We start from the raw sequence: 17,671 nt of genomic DNA, 5'->3' as shown, positions 1-17,671 counted from the left end.
ATCACCCCTGACAGCTTCTTAAAGCTTCTTTAAAGGATGGTGGTCGTTCCGGCTCACCCGACCACCCCGACCAGCAGGTTCGTCAGCAGGTAGCAGGCGGCGACCATGTACGAGACGTAGTACAGCACCGCCCACTGCGTGACCTCCCGGCCAGCCTGGAGGTTCTCGGCCCGTTCGGGGGTGACGGTGGTGGCGGCCACCGGGGTCGGTGGCCGCCGTGCGACGTGGTGTCGCCCCGGGGTCACGCCTCCGGGGTGGCCTCGTCCTGCTGCTCCCCGCTCGGCGACTCCTCGACCTCGTCCGCCGCCGGTCCGGACGGCGTCGGCACGGTCCAGGAGAACTCGATCTCGACGGACAGCTCCGTCTCGCTCTCCTGTTCGATCTCCAGCTCGCAGCGCACGGTGTCCGCCACGGACACGGAGCCCGCCGCGCCGTAGAAGATCCGCCCATCGGACTCCAGCTGGCTCGCCAGCTGACGCAACCAGGCGGCCAGATCCGACCGTGACACCGTGCGGGCGTCCTCGTAGATATCCATGTCGGCCATGCTCGCATTCCACAAAGGACCGAGACGGTACGGGCTTCGGCCGCACGCGGGTCGGGCGCATGATATGGATCTTGTGAGCGCGGGCGAAAAACTCGTCCTGGGAGGTGCTGTCGCGGCGGTCGCGGGTACTGGTGAGAGATGACGTCGACCTGGAAGCCCCACGAGAAGCACGGCGGCCTGACGGACAAGGACAAGCGCGAGCTGCCGGAGAGCGTCTTCGCGTTCCCGGGCAAGCGCAAGGAACCGATGACCGACGCCGGCCACGTCCGGAACGCCATCGCCCGGTTCGACCAGGTGCAGGGCGTCACCGACAAGGAGCGTGACCAGGCCTTCCAGAACATCCTCGCCGCCGCCGCGCACTACGACGTCGAGGTGGCGGAGACGAACTGGCGTCAGCTCGGCAAGCTGCCGCACACCCCGAATCCGGCCCACTGAGGCGAGCGACGCTGTTCCGCGTCGCTGACGGGATAGATCCGACACCGCCGGGTAGACCGCGCGATGCCCGCAGAGCAGGAGTCGTCCGGCGACCCCGCCCCGTCCCCGACCGATCGGGCAGTTGCCGGCCTGCGGAAACGGGCGCGGTACGCGCTACGCTCCCGCGCCTGGCGCTTGCGCCTCAACGGGCTGCTCGCCGTGCAGGCCGGCGTCGCGGCGGCACTCGCCTGGTTCGTCGGGTACCAGTTCCTGGACAACTCCGCCCCGGTCTTCGCGCCCACCACCGCGGTGGGCATCGTCGCGGCCTCGATGGGCTCACGTCTGCGGCGCACCATCGAACTGCTGGTCGGGGTGGTCCTCGGGCTTGCCGTGGGTGACACGCTCATGCCGTTGTTCGGCATCGGAGCGTGGCAGACCGGTGTGGTCGTCGTGCTGGCGATCATCGTCGCCCTGCTGCTCAAGGGCGGTGGTTCACTGCTCACCCAGGCGGGCGCCACCGCGGTGCTCATCGCCACCCTGGAACCGCCCGTCCGTGACCTGTCCATTCCCCGCTTCGTCGACGCCGCAATCGGTGGGGTGATCGGGCTGGCGGTCGGTCTGCTGCTGGTGCCCATCCACCCGCAGCGCACTGTGCAGCGGCTGGCCGAGCCGGTCATCGACCCGGCCATCACCGCCCTGCACGACCTGGCCGCAGCGCTCCGCCGCCGCGATCTCGCCGCGACCGAGCGGGGTCTGGGTGCGTTGCGGGCCCTGTCCCCCCGACTGACCGCGCTGGACGAAGGGCTCGACGCCGCCCAGGAGGTGGTACGGCTCGCGCCACTTCGGTGGCGGGACCGCCCGTCGCTGGCCTTCTACACCGAAGCCGTCCGCCACATGGAGCGCAGCCTGCACAGCTGTCGGTCCATCGCGAGGCGGCTCACCAGGGCGCTCCGGGACGACGAGCCGATACCCGAGGAGTTTCCCGAAGCGCTCGATCTGCTCGCCGTCAGCGTGCAGACCCTCAGGTGCATGATCCGCACGCGGGACGATCCACGGGAGGCGCGGCAGCAGATCCTGACCGCCGTCGAGTTGATCGGCAGGGCGCAGGGGGAGGCCGCGCCCGATCCCAGCCGTCCGCACACGCACCGGTTGGGATACTCCGGAATGATCGCCGCCGGCGAGTTCCGTACCGCGGCGAACGACCTGCTCATCGCCAGCGGGCTCGACGCCGACAAGGCGGCGGCCCTGGTCCGGCGGACAGCGGATCCGGACGGGTGGGCCTGACCCCGCCTCAGGTCGCCGTGAGCGAGGCGAGGATGTCGAGGTAGTGCGGGTTGCGCATGACGCCCAGCACGTTGCCGAACGGGTCGACGACCGACGCGGTGACGAACCCCCCGTCGCCGTGCGGGGTGATCGGCTGGTACTCCGTGGCGCCCAGCGCCAGCAGTCGGTCGACGGTGGCCTCCAGGTCGTCGACGTGCCAGTGCATCACCACTCCTCCGGGCCCGGACGCGGATGCCCCGGCCGGCGCGTACCGGCGGTCGATGATGCCCAGTTCAGCCTGGTAGTCGCCGACGCGGAACTCGGCGTACGCGAGGCGTCCGTCCGGCCCGGGGCGCGTGAAGTACGCCTCGACGCCGAGGAGGTCCGCGTACCACGCGGTGGCCGCCTCCACGTCGTCCGCCCAGATGGTGAGTGTGGCAAATCCTCGCAGGCTCATCTGCGGTCCTCTCGTCGCTGTCGTCGCTGGCGACGGTATCGGCGATCGCGGACGGATCCCTTCCGCAATGGCCGTCGCGCCCGAAGATGTCGGCGTCCTGGCCTCTCCCGTGTCGGCGCAGGAGTCCGAGCGACGGGTGTGGGCACGCTCCGCACCTACCCGGCCGGAAACTGGGAAGACCTTCCTCGCCCGCTGACCGTGGTTGCGGGACGGGGCCGGCGGCCCCGTCCCGCCCCGGAACCAGGTGTGTCACGGCCTCTTTGCGGGTAGTCGCCGCCGTCGCCACGACGAGCGGGAGGGGGCCGCGTGCAGTCGACCTACCCAGCCATCGGGGAGCACGGTCTGATCGGTGACCTGCAGACGGCAGCACTGATCAGCGAGGACGGCACGGTCGACTGGTTCTGCGCGCCACGCTTCGACTCACCGAGCCTGTTCGGCGCGCTGCTGGACCGACGCAGGGGCGGCCACTTCCAACTGTCTCCCGACGGCGTCGACTACGCGAGCAAGCAGCTCTATCTGCCCGGTACGCCGATCCTCATCACCCGTTTCCACACCGCTGACGGTGTGGGTGAGTTGTTGGACTTCATGCCCGTCACCGGTGAACACGCCACCGACCGGCACCGGTTGATCCGGCTGGTCCGGATGGTCCGGGGGAGCATGCGGTTCCGTTTCGACTGCCGCCCCCGGTTCAACTACGGGCGTGATCCGTACGAACTCGAGGTGCACCCGGAGGGCGAGGTCTTCCGGAGCCCCACGATGACCCTCACCCTCGCCGCCTTCCGCAACTCGCTACGGGAGTTCGACGCGCGAGACATCCGACGCGATGCCGAGGGCGTGTCCGCGTCGTTCGACCTGCACGAGGGTGACATCGGCGGGGTGGCCCTGGAGACCGCCTGCCCGCACGCACCCCGGGCGCTCACCACCGACGAGGCATGCGACCTGCTCGCCGAGACCCGCGACTTCTGGCGGCAGTGGGTCGGCGGTTCCCGCTACACGGGCCGCTGGAGAGAGGTCGTCGAGCGGTCGGCGATGACCCTCAAGCTGATGACGTACGCCCCGACCGGCGCCCTGGTCGCGGCACCCACGGCGGGTCTCCCGGAGCAGATCGGTGGGCAGCGGAACTGGGACTACCGCTACACCTGGGTCCGGGACGCGTCGTTCTCGGTGCACGCGCTGCTGCGTCTGGGGTTCACCGACGAAGCCCAGAAGTACCTGTTCTGGCTCGACTCGCGCATCCGCGAGGCCCGCGACGACAACTCGCCGCTACAGGTCATGTACCGGATCGACGGCTCACCGGACCTCGACGAAGAGGTGCTGGGCCACCTGGAGGGGTACCGCGGCTCGGCGCCGGTGCGGATCGGCAACGGCGCCTCCGGCCAACTGCAACTCGACATCTACGGCGAGGCGCTCGTCGCGTTGGAACTCGCGGACCGCAACGGTCTGATCGCGCCCTACGAGGGCTGGCGGAAGACGGCCGGGCTGATGGACTGGCTCTGCGAGCACTGGGACCAGCCCGAGGACGGCATCTGGGAGACCCGGTCCGGCCGGGAGGACTTCACCTACGGTCGGGTGCTGTCTTGGGTGGCGCTCGACCGGGCCATCCGCATCGCCCGACGCCGCGGACGTCCCGGCGACATCGCCCGGTGGTCCACGCAACGCGACGCCATCTACGAGCAGGTCATGACCCGGGGGTACGACAAGGGGCGCGGCGCGTTCGTGCAGCACTACCGTTCCGACATCCTGGACGCCTCGCTCCTGTCGATGCCCGGGCTGAACTTCATCTCGCCGACGGACCCGATGTGGGAGTCGACGTTGCGGGCGATGGACGTCGACCTGGTCTCCGACAGTCTGGTCTACCGCTACGACCCGAAGGCCTCGCCGGACGGCCTCGCCGGCACCGAGGGCACCTTCAACATGTGCACCTTCTGGTACGTGCAGGCGTTGGCCCTGGCCGGTCGGCTCGACGACGCCCGGTTGACCTTCGAGAAGATGCTCACCTACAGCAACAGGCTCGGTCTCTACTCCGAGGAGATCGCGCCGACCGGTGAGCAGATCGGCAACTTCCCGCAGGCGTTCAGTCACCTCTCGCTGATCAGCACGGCCGCCCACCTCGACGATCTGCTGAAGGAACAGCCCTGATGGCTCGGTCAGAACAGTGTCAGCGGTTCGACCGGGATCGGTTCGGGCAACGGGTCGAGGTCGGGCACCCGGGCCCGTACCTCGTCGTGGAACCGGCGGGCGAGCGCGGGCGCGTCGGCGTTGTCCGGGGTGTGGACGAACATCGTCGGTGAACGACCCTCCCGGAGCCACGTGGCGGTCACGTCGACCCAGCGCTGCCACCCCTCGACAGTGCGCGCGGAGTCGTCACGGCCGAGGTAGCGCACGATCGGCTGATCGGTCAGGGCCGTCGACCGGAGCGGCACGCGGGGTTTCCTGGTCCAGGCGTCGCGCTCCGCGTCGCTGGTCGGCCGGCTCGCGAAGAAGACGGTCGTGTCGAAGGGGATCCACTCGGCCGACGCGCCGGTGAGGGTCGCCTCCAGCAGCCGGATCGCGCGGTCGTCGCTGAAGAAGGACGGATGGCGGACCTCCACCGCGTACCGGTGGGATCGGGGAAGCCGGGTCAGGAAGCGCCCCAGTGTGGGCAGGTCGGAGGGTGTGAACGAGCCGGGCAACTGGATCCAGAGAGCATGGGCGCGCGGACCGAGCGGCTCGATCGCGTCCAGGAAGGCGCGCAGTGGCTCGTCCACGTCGGTGAGCCGTCGTTCGTGCGTGACGACCTTCGGCAGCTTGGGGACGAACCGGAACGTGGGATCGGTCTGCGTGGCCCACGACGTCACGGTGTCCCGGGTCGGGGTCGCATAGAACGTCGTGTTGCCCTCCACGGCGTCGCACCAGCCGGCGTAGTGCGCCAGGCGTTCGGCGGGCGGCAGCCGGTGGCCCGGCCACGACCGGTGACTCCACATCGCGCACCCCACGTGGAGACGCATGACCGCCCCTCCCCCCGGTGACCGTGCTCGACGCTGCCCACCGTATACGGGCCACCGGGCCCGGGCGACGGTGCTGCCGCTAGGGTCCGGCGTCATGCGCGTCCTGTTCGCCAGTCTCGCGTCCGTCGGTCACACCTACCCGCTGATCCCGCTGGCGGTCGCCGCCCGGGACGCCGGTCACGAGGTGCACTTCGCCGCCGGTGAGGCCGTACACGAGCCGCTCGCCGCCAACGGGCTGCGGCCGTTCCGTCCCGCCGACGCCTTCTACGAGGTGTACGCGGAGGACCTCGAACCGGAGTTGGCGCGACTGCGCCCCGACCTGGTGGTGCACGGGTGGGGGTTGCCGGGAGCCGGCGTCGCCGCTCGCCGGGCCGGCATCCCGAGCATCTGGCACGGGTTCGGCCGAATGATCCCCGAGGGCATCGGCCTCGAACTCCCCACCAGGAACGCCGAGGTCGTCGGTCGGCCGCACCTCGACATCTGGCCGCCCTCCCTGCAGGACGAGACCTTCCTCGCCACGGAACGCCGGATCGAGCTGCGCCCGGTCGCCTTCTCCACACCGGCCCCGTTGCCCGAACGACTGAGCCGCCGGGCGTCTCGACCGTTGATCTATCTGACCCTCGGCACCGCGTTCGGCACGGCCGAGCTGCTCCGTACGGCCATCGCCGGTCTGTCGACAGTGGACGCGCAGGTGGTGGTCGCGGCGGGTCGTGTGCCACCGGAGCAGCTCGGCGAGATCCCCGACCACGTCACCGTGCGTCGGTGGGTGTCACAGGCGGAACTGTTGCCGCTGGTCGACGTGGTGGTGCACCACGGCGGCAGCGGCACCACCCTGGGCGCGCTCGCGGCCGGCGTACCGCAGGTGATGCTGCCGCAGGGCGCTGACCAGTTCGCCAACGCCGACGTGCTCAGTGCCGCCGGTCTCGCCCTGCGGATCCTCCCCGGGGAGGTGGACGCGAGCGCCGTCGCCGAGCAGGCCCGCCACCTGCTGTCGCGGCACGCCGCGCAGCGCGAGGCGGCCCGGGACGTCGCCGAGGAGATCGCCCGGATGCCGTCACCGGCGGTCGTCGCCCGGCGACTGCCGGAGTTCGTCGGATGAGGGCGTCCATGCGTCAACTCAAGGTTGACGCCGGGACTTTGTCAACCTATGGTTGACGCATGACGGAGCCCATCCCCATGAGCAACACGGTCAAGCTCGACGACCTGATCCAGGCGATCAAGACGGCGCACACCGACGCCCTGGACCAGCTCACCGACGCGGTCATCGCCGCCGACCACCTCGGTGAGGTCGCCGATCACCTGATCGGCCACTTCGTCGACCAGGCCCGCCGCTCGGGTGCCTCCTGGACCGACATCGGCCGCAGCATGGGCGTCAGCAAGCAGGCCGCCCAGAAACGCTTCGTGCCGAAAGCCTCCACCGACGCCGCCGCGCTCGACCCGAACGCCGGCTTCAGCCGGTTCACCCCCCGCGCCCGCAACGTGGTGATGGCCTCGCAGGAGGAGGCCCGCGCCAACGGCAACGCCGAGATCGGGCCCGAGCACCTGGTGCTGGGGCTGCTCGCGGAACCGGAGGCGCTCGCCGCCCGGGTGATGGCTGACCTGGGCGTCACACCCGAGGTGGTGCGGGAGGCGGTCGCCGCCGCCCTTCCGCCCCGGGTCGAGCAGGTGCCGGACCTGATCCCGTACGACGCCCGTGGCAAGAAGGCGTTGGAGCTGACCTTCCGGGAGGCGCTGCGCCTCGGGCACAACTACATCGGCACCGAGCACATCCTGCTCGCCCTGCTGGAGCAGGAGGACGGCGCCGGCGTGCTCACCAGTCTCGGCCTGGAGAAGGCGGCGGTGGAGGCCGATCTCGCCACCGCGCTCGCCGCCGCGGTCAGCGCCGCGTGGAAGAGTGGCGACGCCGGTTAGGCATTGTGGAACCGTTCGAGCCGTCCCGCGAGTGATGTCGCCGCTCCGGGACGGCGCGCTCTGCCCACCCTCGCGCGGCGTCGCCGGCTCGCGTCAGGCGACCGGCGCTGCCGTCACGAGCAGATAGTCGAGCCCTAACCGGACGCCGTCGCCGTCGGTCACCCCACGGTCGGCGACGAAGGAGCGCAGGTCCGCGCGCAACACCGCCCACCGGCCCTGGGCCACGAGTCGATCCCGTTCGACGACCACGTGCCCGGCGGTGTCGATGAGCAGACTGCGGCTGCCACCACCACGGCGCAACCCGTGGGAAGTCGGTGCCAACCCGTACAAGGGCAAATGCTGGGAGTACGGCAAGCCGATCATTGACTGGTCCAAGTGTTGGATCATCGTCTCGTGCTCAGCGGAGGATGTTGACCAGAGGACGGATTCGGGCGGTGGGCGTCCTGGTGACGCTCGCCGCCCTGGCGGGGCTGACCGCCTGCTCCCCGGCGGCCAAGCCGGTGCTCGCACTACGTGTGGCCGATGGGCAACCGGCCCTGGTCATAGCGGAGTGTGCCGACTTCACAGCGGATCGGATCAGCGTCTACACCGTGGACGCCACGCCCGCCAAGAGTTGGACCATCGACCGCGACGGTGGCGGCGAGGTGACCGGGCTCGGGCCGGAGCAGGTCCTGACCGGTGGGTCGGCCGGTGAGCGGAAGGCGGTCACCGAGACCGCCTTCCGCGACGAAGAAGGCCTGCTGACCTGATCGGTCAGGAGGCGTCCGGAAAGCCGTAGCGCAGAGCGTGCTCCGGGTCGGTCGGGTCGATCTGGCGCACGCCCGCGTCGGCGAGGCGCTTGTTCACCTCGTCGAGCTGCTCGCGTACCAGTCGGGCCTCCTCCTCGGTGACCCGACCGCGGTGCGGCTTGCCGGCGTGTTCCAACGTGCCGTAGTCGATCTTCTCGGCGCTCTTGCGGGCCTTGGGTGGGCGGACCCGCTCGGCCGTCTTCAGCAGCTGAGCCATCGGCACGTCGGTGGCCATCGCGTCGAACTCGCTGGCGGTCAACACCACCCGGCGGGGCTCGCCACCGCCGTGCCGATCGTGGATCTCGACCACCGCCACGTCCAGGGCGGCGTCGTCGATGCTCTCCACCTCGGTCGGCGTGGCGTCCAACTGCACGGGCCCGGCGACCAGGTCCGGGTGCTCCAGCACCACGACGCGGACCACCTCGTCGTCCTGCTGCAGAACCGTGCCGGTGAAGTCGGAGACGTGGATCGTCTTCTTGCCCATGCGCGGAGCTTCTCCTGTCGTAGGCCGGGATGCCGGACCACAAGAAATTACCCGACAGGTGTGCGAAAGCCGCCGCTGGACCTCCCCGGTGTGTCGCCCGCTCAGGAGGCTCAGAGGCTGCCCTTCGGCGCGACCCACTCGGTGGGCTGGCCGGTCACGGCGCTGATCCGGTCGTAGTCGGCGTCGTAGTGCAGCACCGTAGCGCCGTGCTGTTCTGCGGTCGCTGCGATGATCAGATCGGGTAGCCGGAAGTGGCGGTGCTGGCTGTCAGCCGCGAGGACGCGGTGGACCGCCAGGGCTCGGTCCATCGCTGCTGTCGACACATCCAGCCAGCGATGCCCCCGCAGTGCCTGCCAGAGGATTTCGTAACCCTTCGGGTGGGGTGCGTTGTTCAGATATTCGAGGCTGGTCATCTGGCAGGCGGCCAGCCGTCCCTCGGCCAATAGTGTCTCGAAGCGCCGCCGAACCGACGGGTGGCGACCCTGTAGGACGTAGACCGAGGTGTCGGCGAGGTAGATCTGCCCCGCCATCAGGCTGCCTCGGTGCCGCGCGCCTGCTCGGCGAGTGAGCCCAGGTCGCGGCCGCCGCCGTGGCGCCAGGCGTCGATGGACCCGGTGAAGTCCATCTCCACCTGGTCGAAGGCGGCGACGATCTCGCGAGCCTGCCGACGGATGGCGAACGCGTGCAGGGCGGCATTGATGGTGGCCACCTTGGTGTCCGTGCCGAGGACCTCCCGGGCGGCGTCCAACCACTCGTCGTTCACGTCCACGGTGATGCGAGTCATGAGGCGAAACATACACCAGTTTACGCTCTCGCGTGGCACCAGAAGTGCTCATACGATGGTGCGTCAACGGCGGTTCAGCCGATGCCGGGTGGAGTTGCCGTCGGACAGTTTGTTCAGCCCGCACCACGAGAGGTCCCCTGCGCCCACCGCTCGCGGGTGGCGGTAGCGGGGCTGGGGCGGGATGCCGCCGACGGTCTCCGCCGTCTGCCAGAGTCGCTCGGGGTCCTGCTGGTAGTCGTTCGGCTGCATCGGCATGCGTTCACCGTTCCAAACAAAGGTGACCAGGTATGGAAATAGATATGACGGTCGATTTGTTTGTCTGGTTCCGCTCGCCCGCTGCCGGTCCGGCCGCACGGTTCGTCCGCCCGACCGCGCCCTGCGGCGTACGGTGATCCACGACGGGTCGGGGGACGGGGGGAGGTCTGCATGCTCGACCGGCGGCTCCAACTGCACCTCGCCAGCTGGCTCGGCCAGTGGCCGGCCGGGCCCGGGTTGCACGTGGTCGCCTCCCGCCGGCGGGCCCAACCGGCCTGGGACGGTCGACTGCGGCCCGCGCTCGCCGTGGACACCGGGCAGAGCGGTGTCCTCTCCGTCGCGCCGGAACGGGTGGCGGCGATCCGCTCGCTGGTCCGGCGTGCACCGGACCGGCTACTCGCCGCCCTGCCGGAGGCCGTGGGGCTGCCGGACTGGTGCGTGCACGACGGCTCCTTCCGGTGGAGCCTGGCTCCCGCCCCGCTTCCCGACGTGGGGGAGTGGACCGACCCGACGGCTCCCGGGTTGCCGCCCTGGTTACGGCTCTTCGACCAGCCGGTGCTGGTGGTCCGCGACCCGGACGGCGCCTACCTGGCGGGTGCCGGCATCAAGCGGCACGACGCGTACGGGCACGAGTTGGCCGTCGGCACGGTGCCGGCCGCCCAGGGGCGTGGCCTCGCCCGCCGACTCGTGGCCCAGGCGGCACGACGGGTCCTCGACGAGGGGGCGGTGCCGACCTATCTGCACGAGCGGGACAACCACGCCTCGGCCCGGGTGGCCGAAGCCGCCGGGTTTCCGGATCGGGGCTGGCGGGCGTACGGGGTCTATCCGCGCTGAGGGTAATGGGCGCGGACCGTGGATCCCGGGCCGGATCCACGGTCCGCAACCTCCCCCCAGGCCCCGGTTCCGGTGCGCCGGTCACGCTGTGCGCGAACCGGAGCATGTCGATCACGCTACGTATCGAACAGGCGTGGAGCAAGGCTTAGGCTGTCGGTTCGGAGTGTCGAAAAGCGGACTTGACCTGCGGTTGAGCTGTTCACGCCGGCTCCGACCAACGGTGACGTAGCGTGCAGCACCGGGGTGGGTGTTCCGCTGTCGGGTCAAGCTATCGGGTCAGACCGAGCACCTCTGCCGCCGCTCGCCCGTTGGCGTGGCTCGCGCCGTAGGTGGTGACGAAGGCGCGTACGCCGGTTGGCCGCCACTGGGCCGGCCAGCCCATCTCCACCACCGTCACGGCATGCTGGGCGGCCAGTCCGTTGATCAGCTCCGGACCGCCGGGCAGCCGGTGCAGGTGCCGCCCGACCAGCACGATGGGTCGGTCACCGGCCAGCCCGCGCAGGCGCGACGGGTCGGCGTCGGTGGCGATCACCCGGAGCTCCTGCGCCCCGTCGAGGTGTGGGCCGAGGCCCCACGGCACCCGCCCCTCCGCAATCGTCGACTCGGTGTGCAGGTGCACCACGAGCGGCTGGTCCAAGCCGGTGAGCACGCCGTCGACGCGGACGGCGCGGCGGGCTGCCGCGTACCCCAGGTCGGTGTCGTCGGTGGTCGGCGACCCGACGGCGGCCCGGGTCCAGGCGGCGAGGTCGGCGGTGCGACCGGCGGCCTCCTCGACCCGGGCGGTCGCCAGGCGGCCGTCGGTGAGCGCGTCGACGATCTCGGCGGCCACCAGCTCGACCAGTGTGGCGTCGACAGTGGCGCCGATGCAGAGCAGGTCGGCACCGGCAGCCAGGGCCCGGACGGCGGCCGGACCCACCCCGCCGGCGGCCACCGCTGCGCCCTTCATCTCCAGGGCGTCGGTGATGACGACGCCGGTGAAGCCGAACTCGGCGCGGAGCAGGTCGACCAGGACGGCCCGGCTGAAGGTGGCCGGGTCGTCTCCGGTCAGCGCCGGAACCCGGATGTGCGCCGTCATCACGGCCCGTGCCCCGGCGGCGACGACCGCGGCGAACGGCGGGAGGTCCCGCTGGCGCAGCAGGGCCAGTGGGGCGTCCACGGTGGGCAGCTCGTGGTGGGAGTCGGTGACGGTGGCGCCGTGCCCGGGGAAGTGTTTGGCGCAGGCGGCCACGCCGGCGGCCTGCAGGCCGGTCACGGCGGCCGCGGAGTGGGCGGCGACCCGCACCGGATCCGCGCCGAAGGACCGGGTGCCGATCACCGGGTTGTCGTCGGCGGTGTTGACGTCCACCGTCGGGGCGAGGTTGACGGTGATGCCGAGCGCGGCCAGTTCGGCGCCGATCGCCTGGTAGACCCGGCGGGTGAGCGCCACGTCACCGATCGCGCCGAGGGCGGCGTTGCCGGGGTACGGGCTGCCGGTGGCGTGTGCCAGCCGGGTCACGTCGCCACCCTCCTCGTCGATGGCGATCAGCACGTCCGGCCGTCCCGCGCGCAGCGCGGCGGTGCTCGCCGCCAGTTGTGCGGGGTCGTGCACGTTGGTGCCGAACAGGGTGTGCCCGGCCAGCCCGTCGGCCAGCAGGTCGACCGCCCAGTCCGGCGGTACGGGTCCCGGGTACGCGGCCAGCAACGTGCCCAGCGCCAGCCGGCGCAGTCCTGGATCCAACCCCACGTGATCTCCCCCTTCGGTGCCCGGCGGGTATGAAACGTCATACCTGTGGTGGTCCTGGCCCTGCCGAGTCGGCCGAGCGTCCCACCGTCGGGTGACCGTTACGCTACGGCTACCCGTTCGCAGGTCGGTTTACAGTTAGCAAAGTTTACTAAAAATAGAGGACGTGTCATGAGTGCGACCCGGCTACCCGGCACCCCCCGCCTGTTGCGGGCGCTCAACGACCGTGCCGCGCTGGAACTGCTCCTCGAACGCGGCCCGCTGACCAGGGCCCGGCTCGGCGAGCTGACCGGGCTGTCGAAGGTCACCGCCTCGCAGCTCGTCGAGCGGCTGGAGGAGCGCGGCCTCGTCACGCGGGTGGGTGAGCAGGCCGGCGGGCGCGGGCCGAACGCCCAGCTCTACGCGGTTCGTCCGAGCAGCGCGCACGTGGTCGGGGTCGACGTCGGGCCGGACCGGGTGGTGGCCGCCTGTGCCGACATCACCGGTGCGGTCATCGGCCGGGTGGAGCAGTCGACCCGGGACACCGACGATCCGGTGGGCGTGGTGCACAACGCCGTGGTGCAGGCTGCGAGCAGTGCCCAGGCGCAGCTGAGCAGCGTACGGCGGATCGTGCTCGGCACTCCGGGTCTGGTCGACCCGGGCACTGGCGACATCACGTTCGCCTTCAACCTGCCGCGCTGGCACAGCGGCCTGCTCGCCGCGTTGCGTGAGGACCTGCACACCCCGGTCGTCTTCGAGAACGACGTCAACCTGGCCGCGGTGGCCGAGGCGCAGTCCGGCGCGGCGCAGGGGCTCTCGGACTTCGTGCTGGTGTGGGTGGGTGCGGGTGTCGGCCTGGCGATCATGCTGGGCGGGCGGCTGCACCACGGCAGCAGCGGCGCGGCCGGCGAGATCGGCTACCTGCCGGTGCCCGGCGCGCCCATCCCGCGCGACGTCTCCCGGCGCGCCAAGCCGGCCTTCCAGCAGCTCGTCGGCGCGGACTCGGTGCGGGCGGTGGCCGGTGAGCACGGCTACCCGGACAGCGACGCCGCCGAGGCGGTCCGCGCTGCCGTCGCGGCCGGCGCCGACGGCGGCCCGATGCTCGACGAGTTGGCCCGCCGGCTCGCGATCGGCGTGGCCAGCACCTGCGTGGTGCTCGACCCGCCGCTCGTGGTGCTCGCCGGCGAGGTGGGTCAGGCCGGTGGCGCGGCGCTCGCCGATCGGGTGCAGCAGGAGGTCGCGGCGATCACCCTGGTCCGGCCCCGGGTGGTGCCGACCGGGCTGACCGAGGAGCCGATCCTGCACGGCGCGCTGCGCACCGCGCTGGACGCCGTGCGCGACGAGGTGTTCGGCTCCACCGTCGGCTGAGCCCGCTGCGGCGGTCATGTGAAGGAATATTTCACCGCTGGTCCGCAGGTTGCAAGCCCTTGCCGACCCGTCGGGCCGACCCCCGAGGGTCGGCCCGACGGGTCCTGGCTCAGATCAGGTCGCGGCGACGGAACACGGCGAACGCCGCCGCGGTCAGTCCGCCGGTGAGCGCGAGCAGCACCACCAGGGCCGGACCCCAGGTCAGGGCGTAGGAGCCGTCGCAGTAGGCCGTGCCCGAGCTGCCCGGGCAGGTGTCCCAGAAATCCGCCTTCGCGGTGAGCCAGGCCTGGATGTGGCTGGAGAGCATGAACCGGTCCGGCCGCCGGGCGTCGATGATCTCCAGGATCAGGCGGCCGCCCAACTCCCACACCACCAAATACGCGGCCGCCGCCCCCAGCGCCGCCGACGTGTGCCGACCCAGTGTGGCGATGGCGAAGCCCAACGCGGAGGCCAGCAGCACCAGCACCACGCCACGGAGGTGCACCGCGCCGAGCGAACGCCAGAACTCACCGCCCAGCCGGCCGGGTAGTCCGGCGGCCTGCCCGATCACCCAGAACGTGGCGAGGTAGGCCACCGACGCGATCAGGGACAGGACCAGCACCATGCCGAGCAGGGTGCCCAACTTGGTCGCGAGCACCGTCAACCGGCGCGGTCGCCAGAGCAGCAGGTTCACCACGCCACCGGAGTTCAGATCCGCGCCGATATAGGAGGCGCCGACCAGGAACCCGAACAGCACCAGGAACGCGATGAGAAAATAGAGCAGTGGCAGCGCCTGGTTGGCGAAGCTGAACACCCCCGGCAGGAAGTCGGCGGCGATCGGCAACCGATCCTGCCGGATCGGATCGATCTCCGAGCAGTCCTGGGGGAAGTACTGGTCCATGTCGCTCTGCGGAAGCGTGCTGTTCTGTCGCGCCAGGCACTGCTGGTGAGCCACCTCCATTCCCTGCCGCGCCTCGACGGCCTGAGCCCGCGCCGAGTTCATCTCGGCCGCGCTCGGCTTGTGGGAACCCGCCAGGGTGGTCGCCGCCGTGACAGCGAAGGCGAACGCCAGCAGAACGACCATGAGCTGCACGAAGCGACGGGCCGACAGCCGCTCCACCTCGGCACGGACCAGGTTCACGCGTCCACTCCCCGATCAAGATTGATCACAGCGTCGCCCCGATCGGCGTACGACAGCGCCGCGTCGTCGACCTGCCGGGGCACCGACGGATGCTCGTACGCGCCCGTCAACTCCAGGAAGACGCTCTCCAGATCCGGCCGGAGCGGGGTCAGCTCGCCCACCCACAGATCCTGCTCGCCGAGCGTCCGGCTGACCACCGTCGGGTCACTCACCCCGCTCACCACCAGCGCCTCGCCGTCGACCGCCGCCGTCAGCCCGGCCGCGTGCAGCAGCTCGACAGCGCGCTCGGCCTCGGCGACCCGCACCAGGAACTCGTGCCTGTCGTAACCCGCCAGCACCTCGTCCACCCGACCGGCAGCCACCCGACGCCCATGCGAAATGATCGTGACGTGGTCGCAGATCAGCTGGATCTCACCCAGGATGTGACTGGACACCAGCACTGTCACCCCGGCCGCCGCGAGCGACCGCATCAGGTCCCGCATCTCCCGGATACCCGCCGGGTCCAGCCCGTTCGCCGGCTCGTCCAGGATGAGCAACCGTGGGTCCTTCAGCAGCGCGGACGCCACCGCCAGGCGCTGCCTCATGCCCAGCGAGTAGCCCTTCACCCGCTCGTCGCCCCGGTCGCGTAGGCCCACCGTCTCCAGCGCCTCGTCCACCCGCGAGAGCGGCACCCCGCCGGCACGCGCCAACAACCGCAGGGTGCGGTAGCCGGTGAAGTTGCCGAAGAACTGCGGACTCTCCACGATGGCGCCGACCTGCCCCGCCACCCGGGGCAGCGACTCCGGCGACGGCGCACCCAGCACCGTCATCCGTCCGCTGTCGGCGCGTACCAGCCCGAGCAGGGCGCGCAGGGTGGTGGTCTTGCCGGAACCGTTGGGGCCGAGGAAACCGTGGATCTGGCCCTCCTCGACCAGCAGGTCGAACCCGTCCACCGCCACCCGTCGGCCGTTGCGCACGCTGTGGAAGGTCTTGCGCAGACCCTCAATCTCAATGACCGCGCTCATCCGCGCGGCTCCCTACCTCGACGGGGCATGGGCGGTCCTTCAGGTTTGGTGATCAATGACACGGCGCTTCACCCTATGGCCGGGGCGCCGCCCGTGGGGGGCGCCGCGTCGCTGCGTGGTTGGATGGAGCGGTGACTGGTGACCTGATCCCCGGCGCCGCCGGCGCCGCGCCTGCCGCCGCCCCCGTCGACCCGGATCTGGTGGTCAGCCTCGACGGCGTGGGTGTACGCCGCTCCGGCACCGCCCTCCTGCAGGACCTGACCTGGCGCGTCGAGCTGGACGAGCGGTGGGTGGTGCTCGGCTCCAACGGTGCCGGCAAGACGACACTCCTCAACCTGGCCTCCGGCCGACTGCACCCCACCACGGGTGTCGCGCACGTGCTCGGCGAACGGATCGGCCGCACCGACGTCAACGAGCTGCGTACCCGCATCGGGCTCACCACCGCCGCGGTCGCCGAGCGACTGCCCGCCGACGAGCGGGTCAGCGACGTCGTGGTGACCGCCGCCTGGTCGGTGGTCGGCCGCTGGCGGGAGAACTACGACCCTGCCGACGAGGCGCGGGCCCGAGCGCTGCTGAGCCAGCTCGGGGTCGGCGGGCTCGCCGAACGCCGCTACGGCACCCTCTCCGAGGGAGAGCGCAAGCGGGTGCAGATCGCCCGGGCCCTGATGACCGACCCGGAGCTGCTGCTGCTCGACGAGCCGGCCGCCGGGCTCGACCTGGGCGGTCGGGAGGACCTGGTCGCCCGACTGGCCGACCTGGCGTACGACCCGGACGCCCCGGCGATGGTGCTGGTCACCCACCACGTCGAGGAGATCCCGCCGGGGTTCACCCACGCGCTGTTGCTGCGCGAGGGTGGCGTGGTCGCTCAGGGCCTGCTCGGCGACACCCTGACCGGGGACAACCTCTCCAAGACCTTCGGCCTGCCGCTGGTGGTCGAGCGCTCCGGCGAGCGGTACACCGCTCGGGCCGCCTGAGCGACGGGCCAGGCGGAGACGACAGTGCCGCAGACCCGGGTCGCCGTGGTGGGCAGCGCCAACATGGATCTGGTCGGGATGGCGCCCGCGTTGCCGAAACGTGGCGAGACCATGCTCGGCACCGACTTCATGATGGTGCCCGGGGGTAAGGGGGCCAACCAGGCCGTCGCCGCGGCGCGGGCCGGCGCGTCCTGCTCGTTCCTCGGCGCGATCGGCTCGGACGCCTTCGGCGTCACCCTCAAGGCCCGCATGACGGCGGCCGGGGTGGACACCAGTCACCTGCGGGTGGCCTACGGCACCTCCGGCGTGGCCCTGGTGATGGTGAACGCGCAGGGCGAGAACGCCATCCTGGTCACCCCCGGGGCCAACGACGCGCTGGTCGACCTCACCGGGGACGAGCTGGCCACGGTGGGCGTGGCCGACGTCCTCGTCGCCCAACTGGAGATCCCGGTGTCGACAGTGACGGCCGCCGCGGTGGCCGCCCGCGCCGCCGGCACCCGGGTCATCCTCAACGCCGCCCCGGCCCGCGACCTTCCGCCCGAGCTGCTCGCATCGGTGGACCTGCTGGTCGTCAACGAGGGCGAGGCGCGCACGTTGGCCGGTCGAGGCCGGGACGACCCCCGGGCGCTGCTCGACCTGACCCCCAGGGCCGTGCTCACTCTCGGTGGTGAGGGCGCCTGGTACGTCGACCGGGACGGCACCGAGGTGCACGTGCCGGCGGTCCCCGTCGACGTGGTCGACTCCACCGCCGCGGGCGACGCGTTCACCGCCGCGCTGGCCGTCGG

The 17,671-nt window shown here is 71.2% G+C and carries 22 protein-coding genes; 10 read left to right on the top strand and 12 right to left on the bottom strand.

Translation table 11 applies throughout. From position 1 onward, the window contains the following. Positions 1-53: 53 nt before the first annotated feature. On the bottom strand, positions 54-245 hold the full coding sequence (locus GA0070612_RS32320) for a hypothetical protein (protein WP_088986042.1): 192 nt from the start codon (positions 243-245) through the stop codon (positions 54-56). Continuing rightward, entirely contained in the window at positions 242-544 is a 303-nt protein-coding gene (locus GA0070612_RS00105) for an amphi-Trp domain-containing protein (protein ID WP_088986041.1), read from the bottom strand. The genes GA0070612_RS32320 and GA0070612_RS00105 overlap by 4 nt, the downstream gene beginning before the upstream one ends. A 138-nt stretch (positions 545-682) precedes the next feature. Here GA0070612_RS00105 and GA0070612_RS00100 point away from each other — a divergent pair, with 138 nt between their 5' ends. Both GA0070612_RS00100 and GA0070612_RS00095 read left to right on the top strand, forming a co-directional pair. Further along, on the top strand, positions 683-979 hold the full coding sequence (locus GA0070612_RS00100; protein WP_088986040.1) for a DUF6582 domain-containing protein: 297 nt from the start codon (positions 683-685) through the stop codon (positions 977-979). Positions 980-1,042: 63 nt separating this feature from the next. Beyond that, positions 1,043-2,242: an FUSC family protein gene (locus tag GA0070612_RS00095; protein ID WP_088986039.1), complete on the top strand. Its 1,200-nt coding sequence runs from the start codon at positions 1,043-1,045 to the stop codon at positions 2,240-2,242. 7 nt (positions 2,243-2,249) lie between these two features. Here GA0070612_RS00095 and GA0070612_RS00090 read toward each other — a convergent pair whose 3' ends face one another. Next, the gene (locus GA0070612_RS00090; RefSeq protein WP_088986038.1) at positions 2,250-2,678 is read right to left on the bottom strand and encodes a VOC family protein; all 429 of its coding nucleotides are present in this window, start codon (positions 2,676-2,678) and stop codon (positions 2,250-2,252) included. Positions 2,679-2,984: 306 nt separating this feature from the next. On the opposite strand from GA0070612_RS00090, the gene GA0070612_RS00085 reads away from it, so the two are divergent. Continuing rightward, positions 2,985-4,817 carry a glycoside hydrolase family 15 protein gene (locus GA0070612_RS00085; protein WP_088986037.1) on the top strand — a complete coding sequence of 611 codons (1,833 nt, stop codon included), beginning with the start codon at positions 2,985-2,987 and terminating at the stop codon, positions 4,815-4,817. An 8-nt stretch (positions 4,818-4,825) separates the two neighbouring features. Here GA0070612_RS00085 and GA0070612_RS00080 read toward each other — a convergent pair whose 3' ends face one another. After that, positions 4,826-5,641: a DUF72 domain-containing protein gene (locus GA0070612_RS00080; RefSeq protein ID WP_197699388.1), complete on the bottom strand. Its 816-nt coding sequence runs from the start codon at positions 5,639-5,641 to the stop codon at positions 4,826-4,828. 118 nt (positions 5,642-5,759) lie between these two features. Between GA0070612_RS00080 and GA0070612_RS00075 the strand changes: the two genes are divergently transcribed. Both GA0070612_RS00075 and GA0070612_RS00070 read left to right on the top strand, forming a co-directional pair. Further along, entirely contained in the window at positions 5,760-6,764 is a 1,005-nt protein-coding gene (locus tag GA0070612_RS00075) for a glycosyltransferase (RefSeq protein WP_088986035.1), read from the top strand. Between the two features lie 59 nt (positions 6,765-6,823). Beyond that, positions 6,824-7,576, top strand: coding sequence for a Clp protease N-terminal domain-containing protein (locus GA0070612_RS00070; RefSeq protein WP_088986034.1), 753 nt, complete (start codon positions 6,824-6,826; stop codon positions 7,574-7,576). 93 nt (positions 7,577-7,669) lie between these two features. Here GA0070612_RS00070 and GA0070612_RS00065 read toward each other — a convergent pair whose 3' ends face one another. After that, positions 7,670-7,897: a hypothetical protein gene (locus tag GA0070612_RS00065; protein WP_157742380.1), complete on the bottom strand. Its 228-nt coding sequence runs from the start codon at positions 7,895-7,897 to the stop codon at positions 7,670-7,672. Between the two features lie 113 nt (positions 7,898-8,010). Between GA0070612_RS00065 and GA0070612_RS00060 the strand changes: the two genes are divergently transcribed. Then, entirely contained in the window at positions 8,011-8,325 is a 315-nt protein-coding gene (locus GA0070612_RS00060; RefSeq protein WP_088986032.1) for a hypothetical protein, read from the top strand. A 4-nt stretch (positions 8,326-8,329) separates the two neighbouring features. On the opposite strand, the gene GA0070612_RS00055 is transcribed toward GA0070612_RS00060, so the two are convergent. The 4 genes from GA0070612_RS00055 to GA0070612_RS00040 form a co-directional block, all read right to left on the bottom strand. Next, positions 8,330-8,848 carry a hypothetical protein gene (locus GA0070612_RS00055; protein WP_088986031.1) on the bottom strand — a complete coding sequence of 173 codons (519 nt, stop codon included), beginning with the start codon at positions 8,846-8,848 and terminating at the stop codon, positions 8,330-8,332. A 110-nt stretch (positions 8,849-8,958) separates the two neighbouring features. After that, entirely contained in the window at positions 8,959-9,378 is a 420-nt protein-coding gene (locus GA0070612_RS00050) for a PIN domain nuclease (protein WP_088986030.1), read from the bottom strand. Then, a complete protein-coding gene (locus GA0070612_RS00045; RefSeq protein ID WP_088986029.1) occupies positions 9,378-9,632 on the bottom strand; it encodes a type II toxin-antitoxin system VapB family antitoxin in 255 nt (84 codons plus the stop codon). Before GA0070612_RS00045 ends, GA0070612_RS00050 begins: the two co-directional genes overlap by 1 nt. Before the next feature lie 63 nt (positions 9,633-9,695). After that, on the bottom strand, positions 9,696-9,887 hold the full coding sequence (locus GA0070612_RS00040) for a DNA repair protein (RefSeq protein ID WP_088986028.1): 192 nt from the start codon (positions 9,885-9,887) through the stop codon (positions 9,696-9,698). 171 nt (positions 9,888-10,058) lie between these two features. Between GA0070612_RS00040 and GA0070612_RS00035 the strand changes: the two genes are divergently transcribed. After that, positions 10,059-10,721, top strand: coding sequence for a GNAT family N-acetyltransferase (locus GA0070612_RS00035; RefSeq protein WP_088986027.1), 663 nt, complete (start codon positions 10,059-10,061; stop codon positions 10,719-10,721). A 268-nt stretch (positions 10,722-10,989) separates the two neighbouring features. On the opposite strand, the gene GA0070612_RS00030 is transcribed toward GA0070612_RS00035, so the two are convergent. Further along, entirely contained in the window at positions 10,990-12,444 is a 1,455-nt protein-coding gene (locus tag GA0070612_RS00030; protein WP_088986026.1) for a glycoside hydrolase family 3 N-terminal domain-containing protein, read from the bottom strand. A 168-nt stretch (positions 12,445-12,612) separates the two neighbouring features. Between GA0070612_RS00030 and GA0070612_RS00025 the strand changes: the two genes are divergently transcribed. Next, entirely contained in the window at positions 12,613-13,788 is a 1,176-nt protein-coding gene (locus GA0070612_RS00025; RefSeq protein ID WP_088986025.1) for an ROK family transcriptional regulator, read from the top strand. Positions 13,789-13,897: 109 nt separating this feature from the next. Here the strand turns inward: GA0070612_RS00025 and GA0070612_RS00020 are convergent, their stop codons facing one another. After that, positions 13,898-14,908, bottom strand: a complete 1,011-nt coding sequence (locus GA0070612_RS00020; protein ID WP_088986024.1) for an ABC transporter permease subunit — start codon at positions 14,906-14,908, stop codon at positions 13,898-13,900. Next, positions 14,905-15,912 carry an ABC transporter ATP-binding protein gene (locus GA0070612_RS00015; protein ID WP_088986023.1) on the bottom strand — a complete coding sequence of 336 codons (1,008 nt, stop codon included), beginning with the start codon at positions 15,910-15,912 and terminating at the stop codon, positions 14,905-14,907. Before GA0070612_RS00015 ends, GA0070612_RS00020 begins: the two co-directional genes overlap by 4 nt. A 131-nt stretch (positions 15,913-16,043) precedes the next feature. Here GA0070612_RS00015 and GA0070612_RS00010 point away from each other — a divergent pair, with 131 nt between their 5' ends. Continuing rightward, complete coding sequence (locus GA0070612_RS00010) at positions 16,044-16,886, top strand: ABC transporter ATP-binding protein (RefSeq protein ID WP_088986022.1); 843 nt, start codon at positions 16,044-16,046, stop codon at positions 16,884-16,886. A 24-nt stretch (positions 16,887-16,910) separates the two neighbouring features. After that, positions 16,911-17,671, top strand: a 761-nt coding sequence (locus GA0070612_RS00005; RefSeq protein WP_088986021.1) for a PfkB family carbohydrate kinase, incomplete at its 3' end; no start/stop codon positions are given.

Origin of the sequence: Micromonospora chokoriensis (genome assembly GCF_900091505.1) — a bacterium.
Taxonomy (GTDB): Bacteria; Actinomycetota; Actinomycetes; order Mycobacteriales; family Micromonosporaceae; genus Micromonospora; species Micromonospora chokoriensis.
The sequence above is the reverse complement of the archived record's forward strand: the minus strand, read 5'-3'. Positions and strand labels throughout refer to the sequence as shown.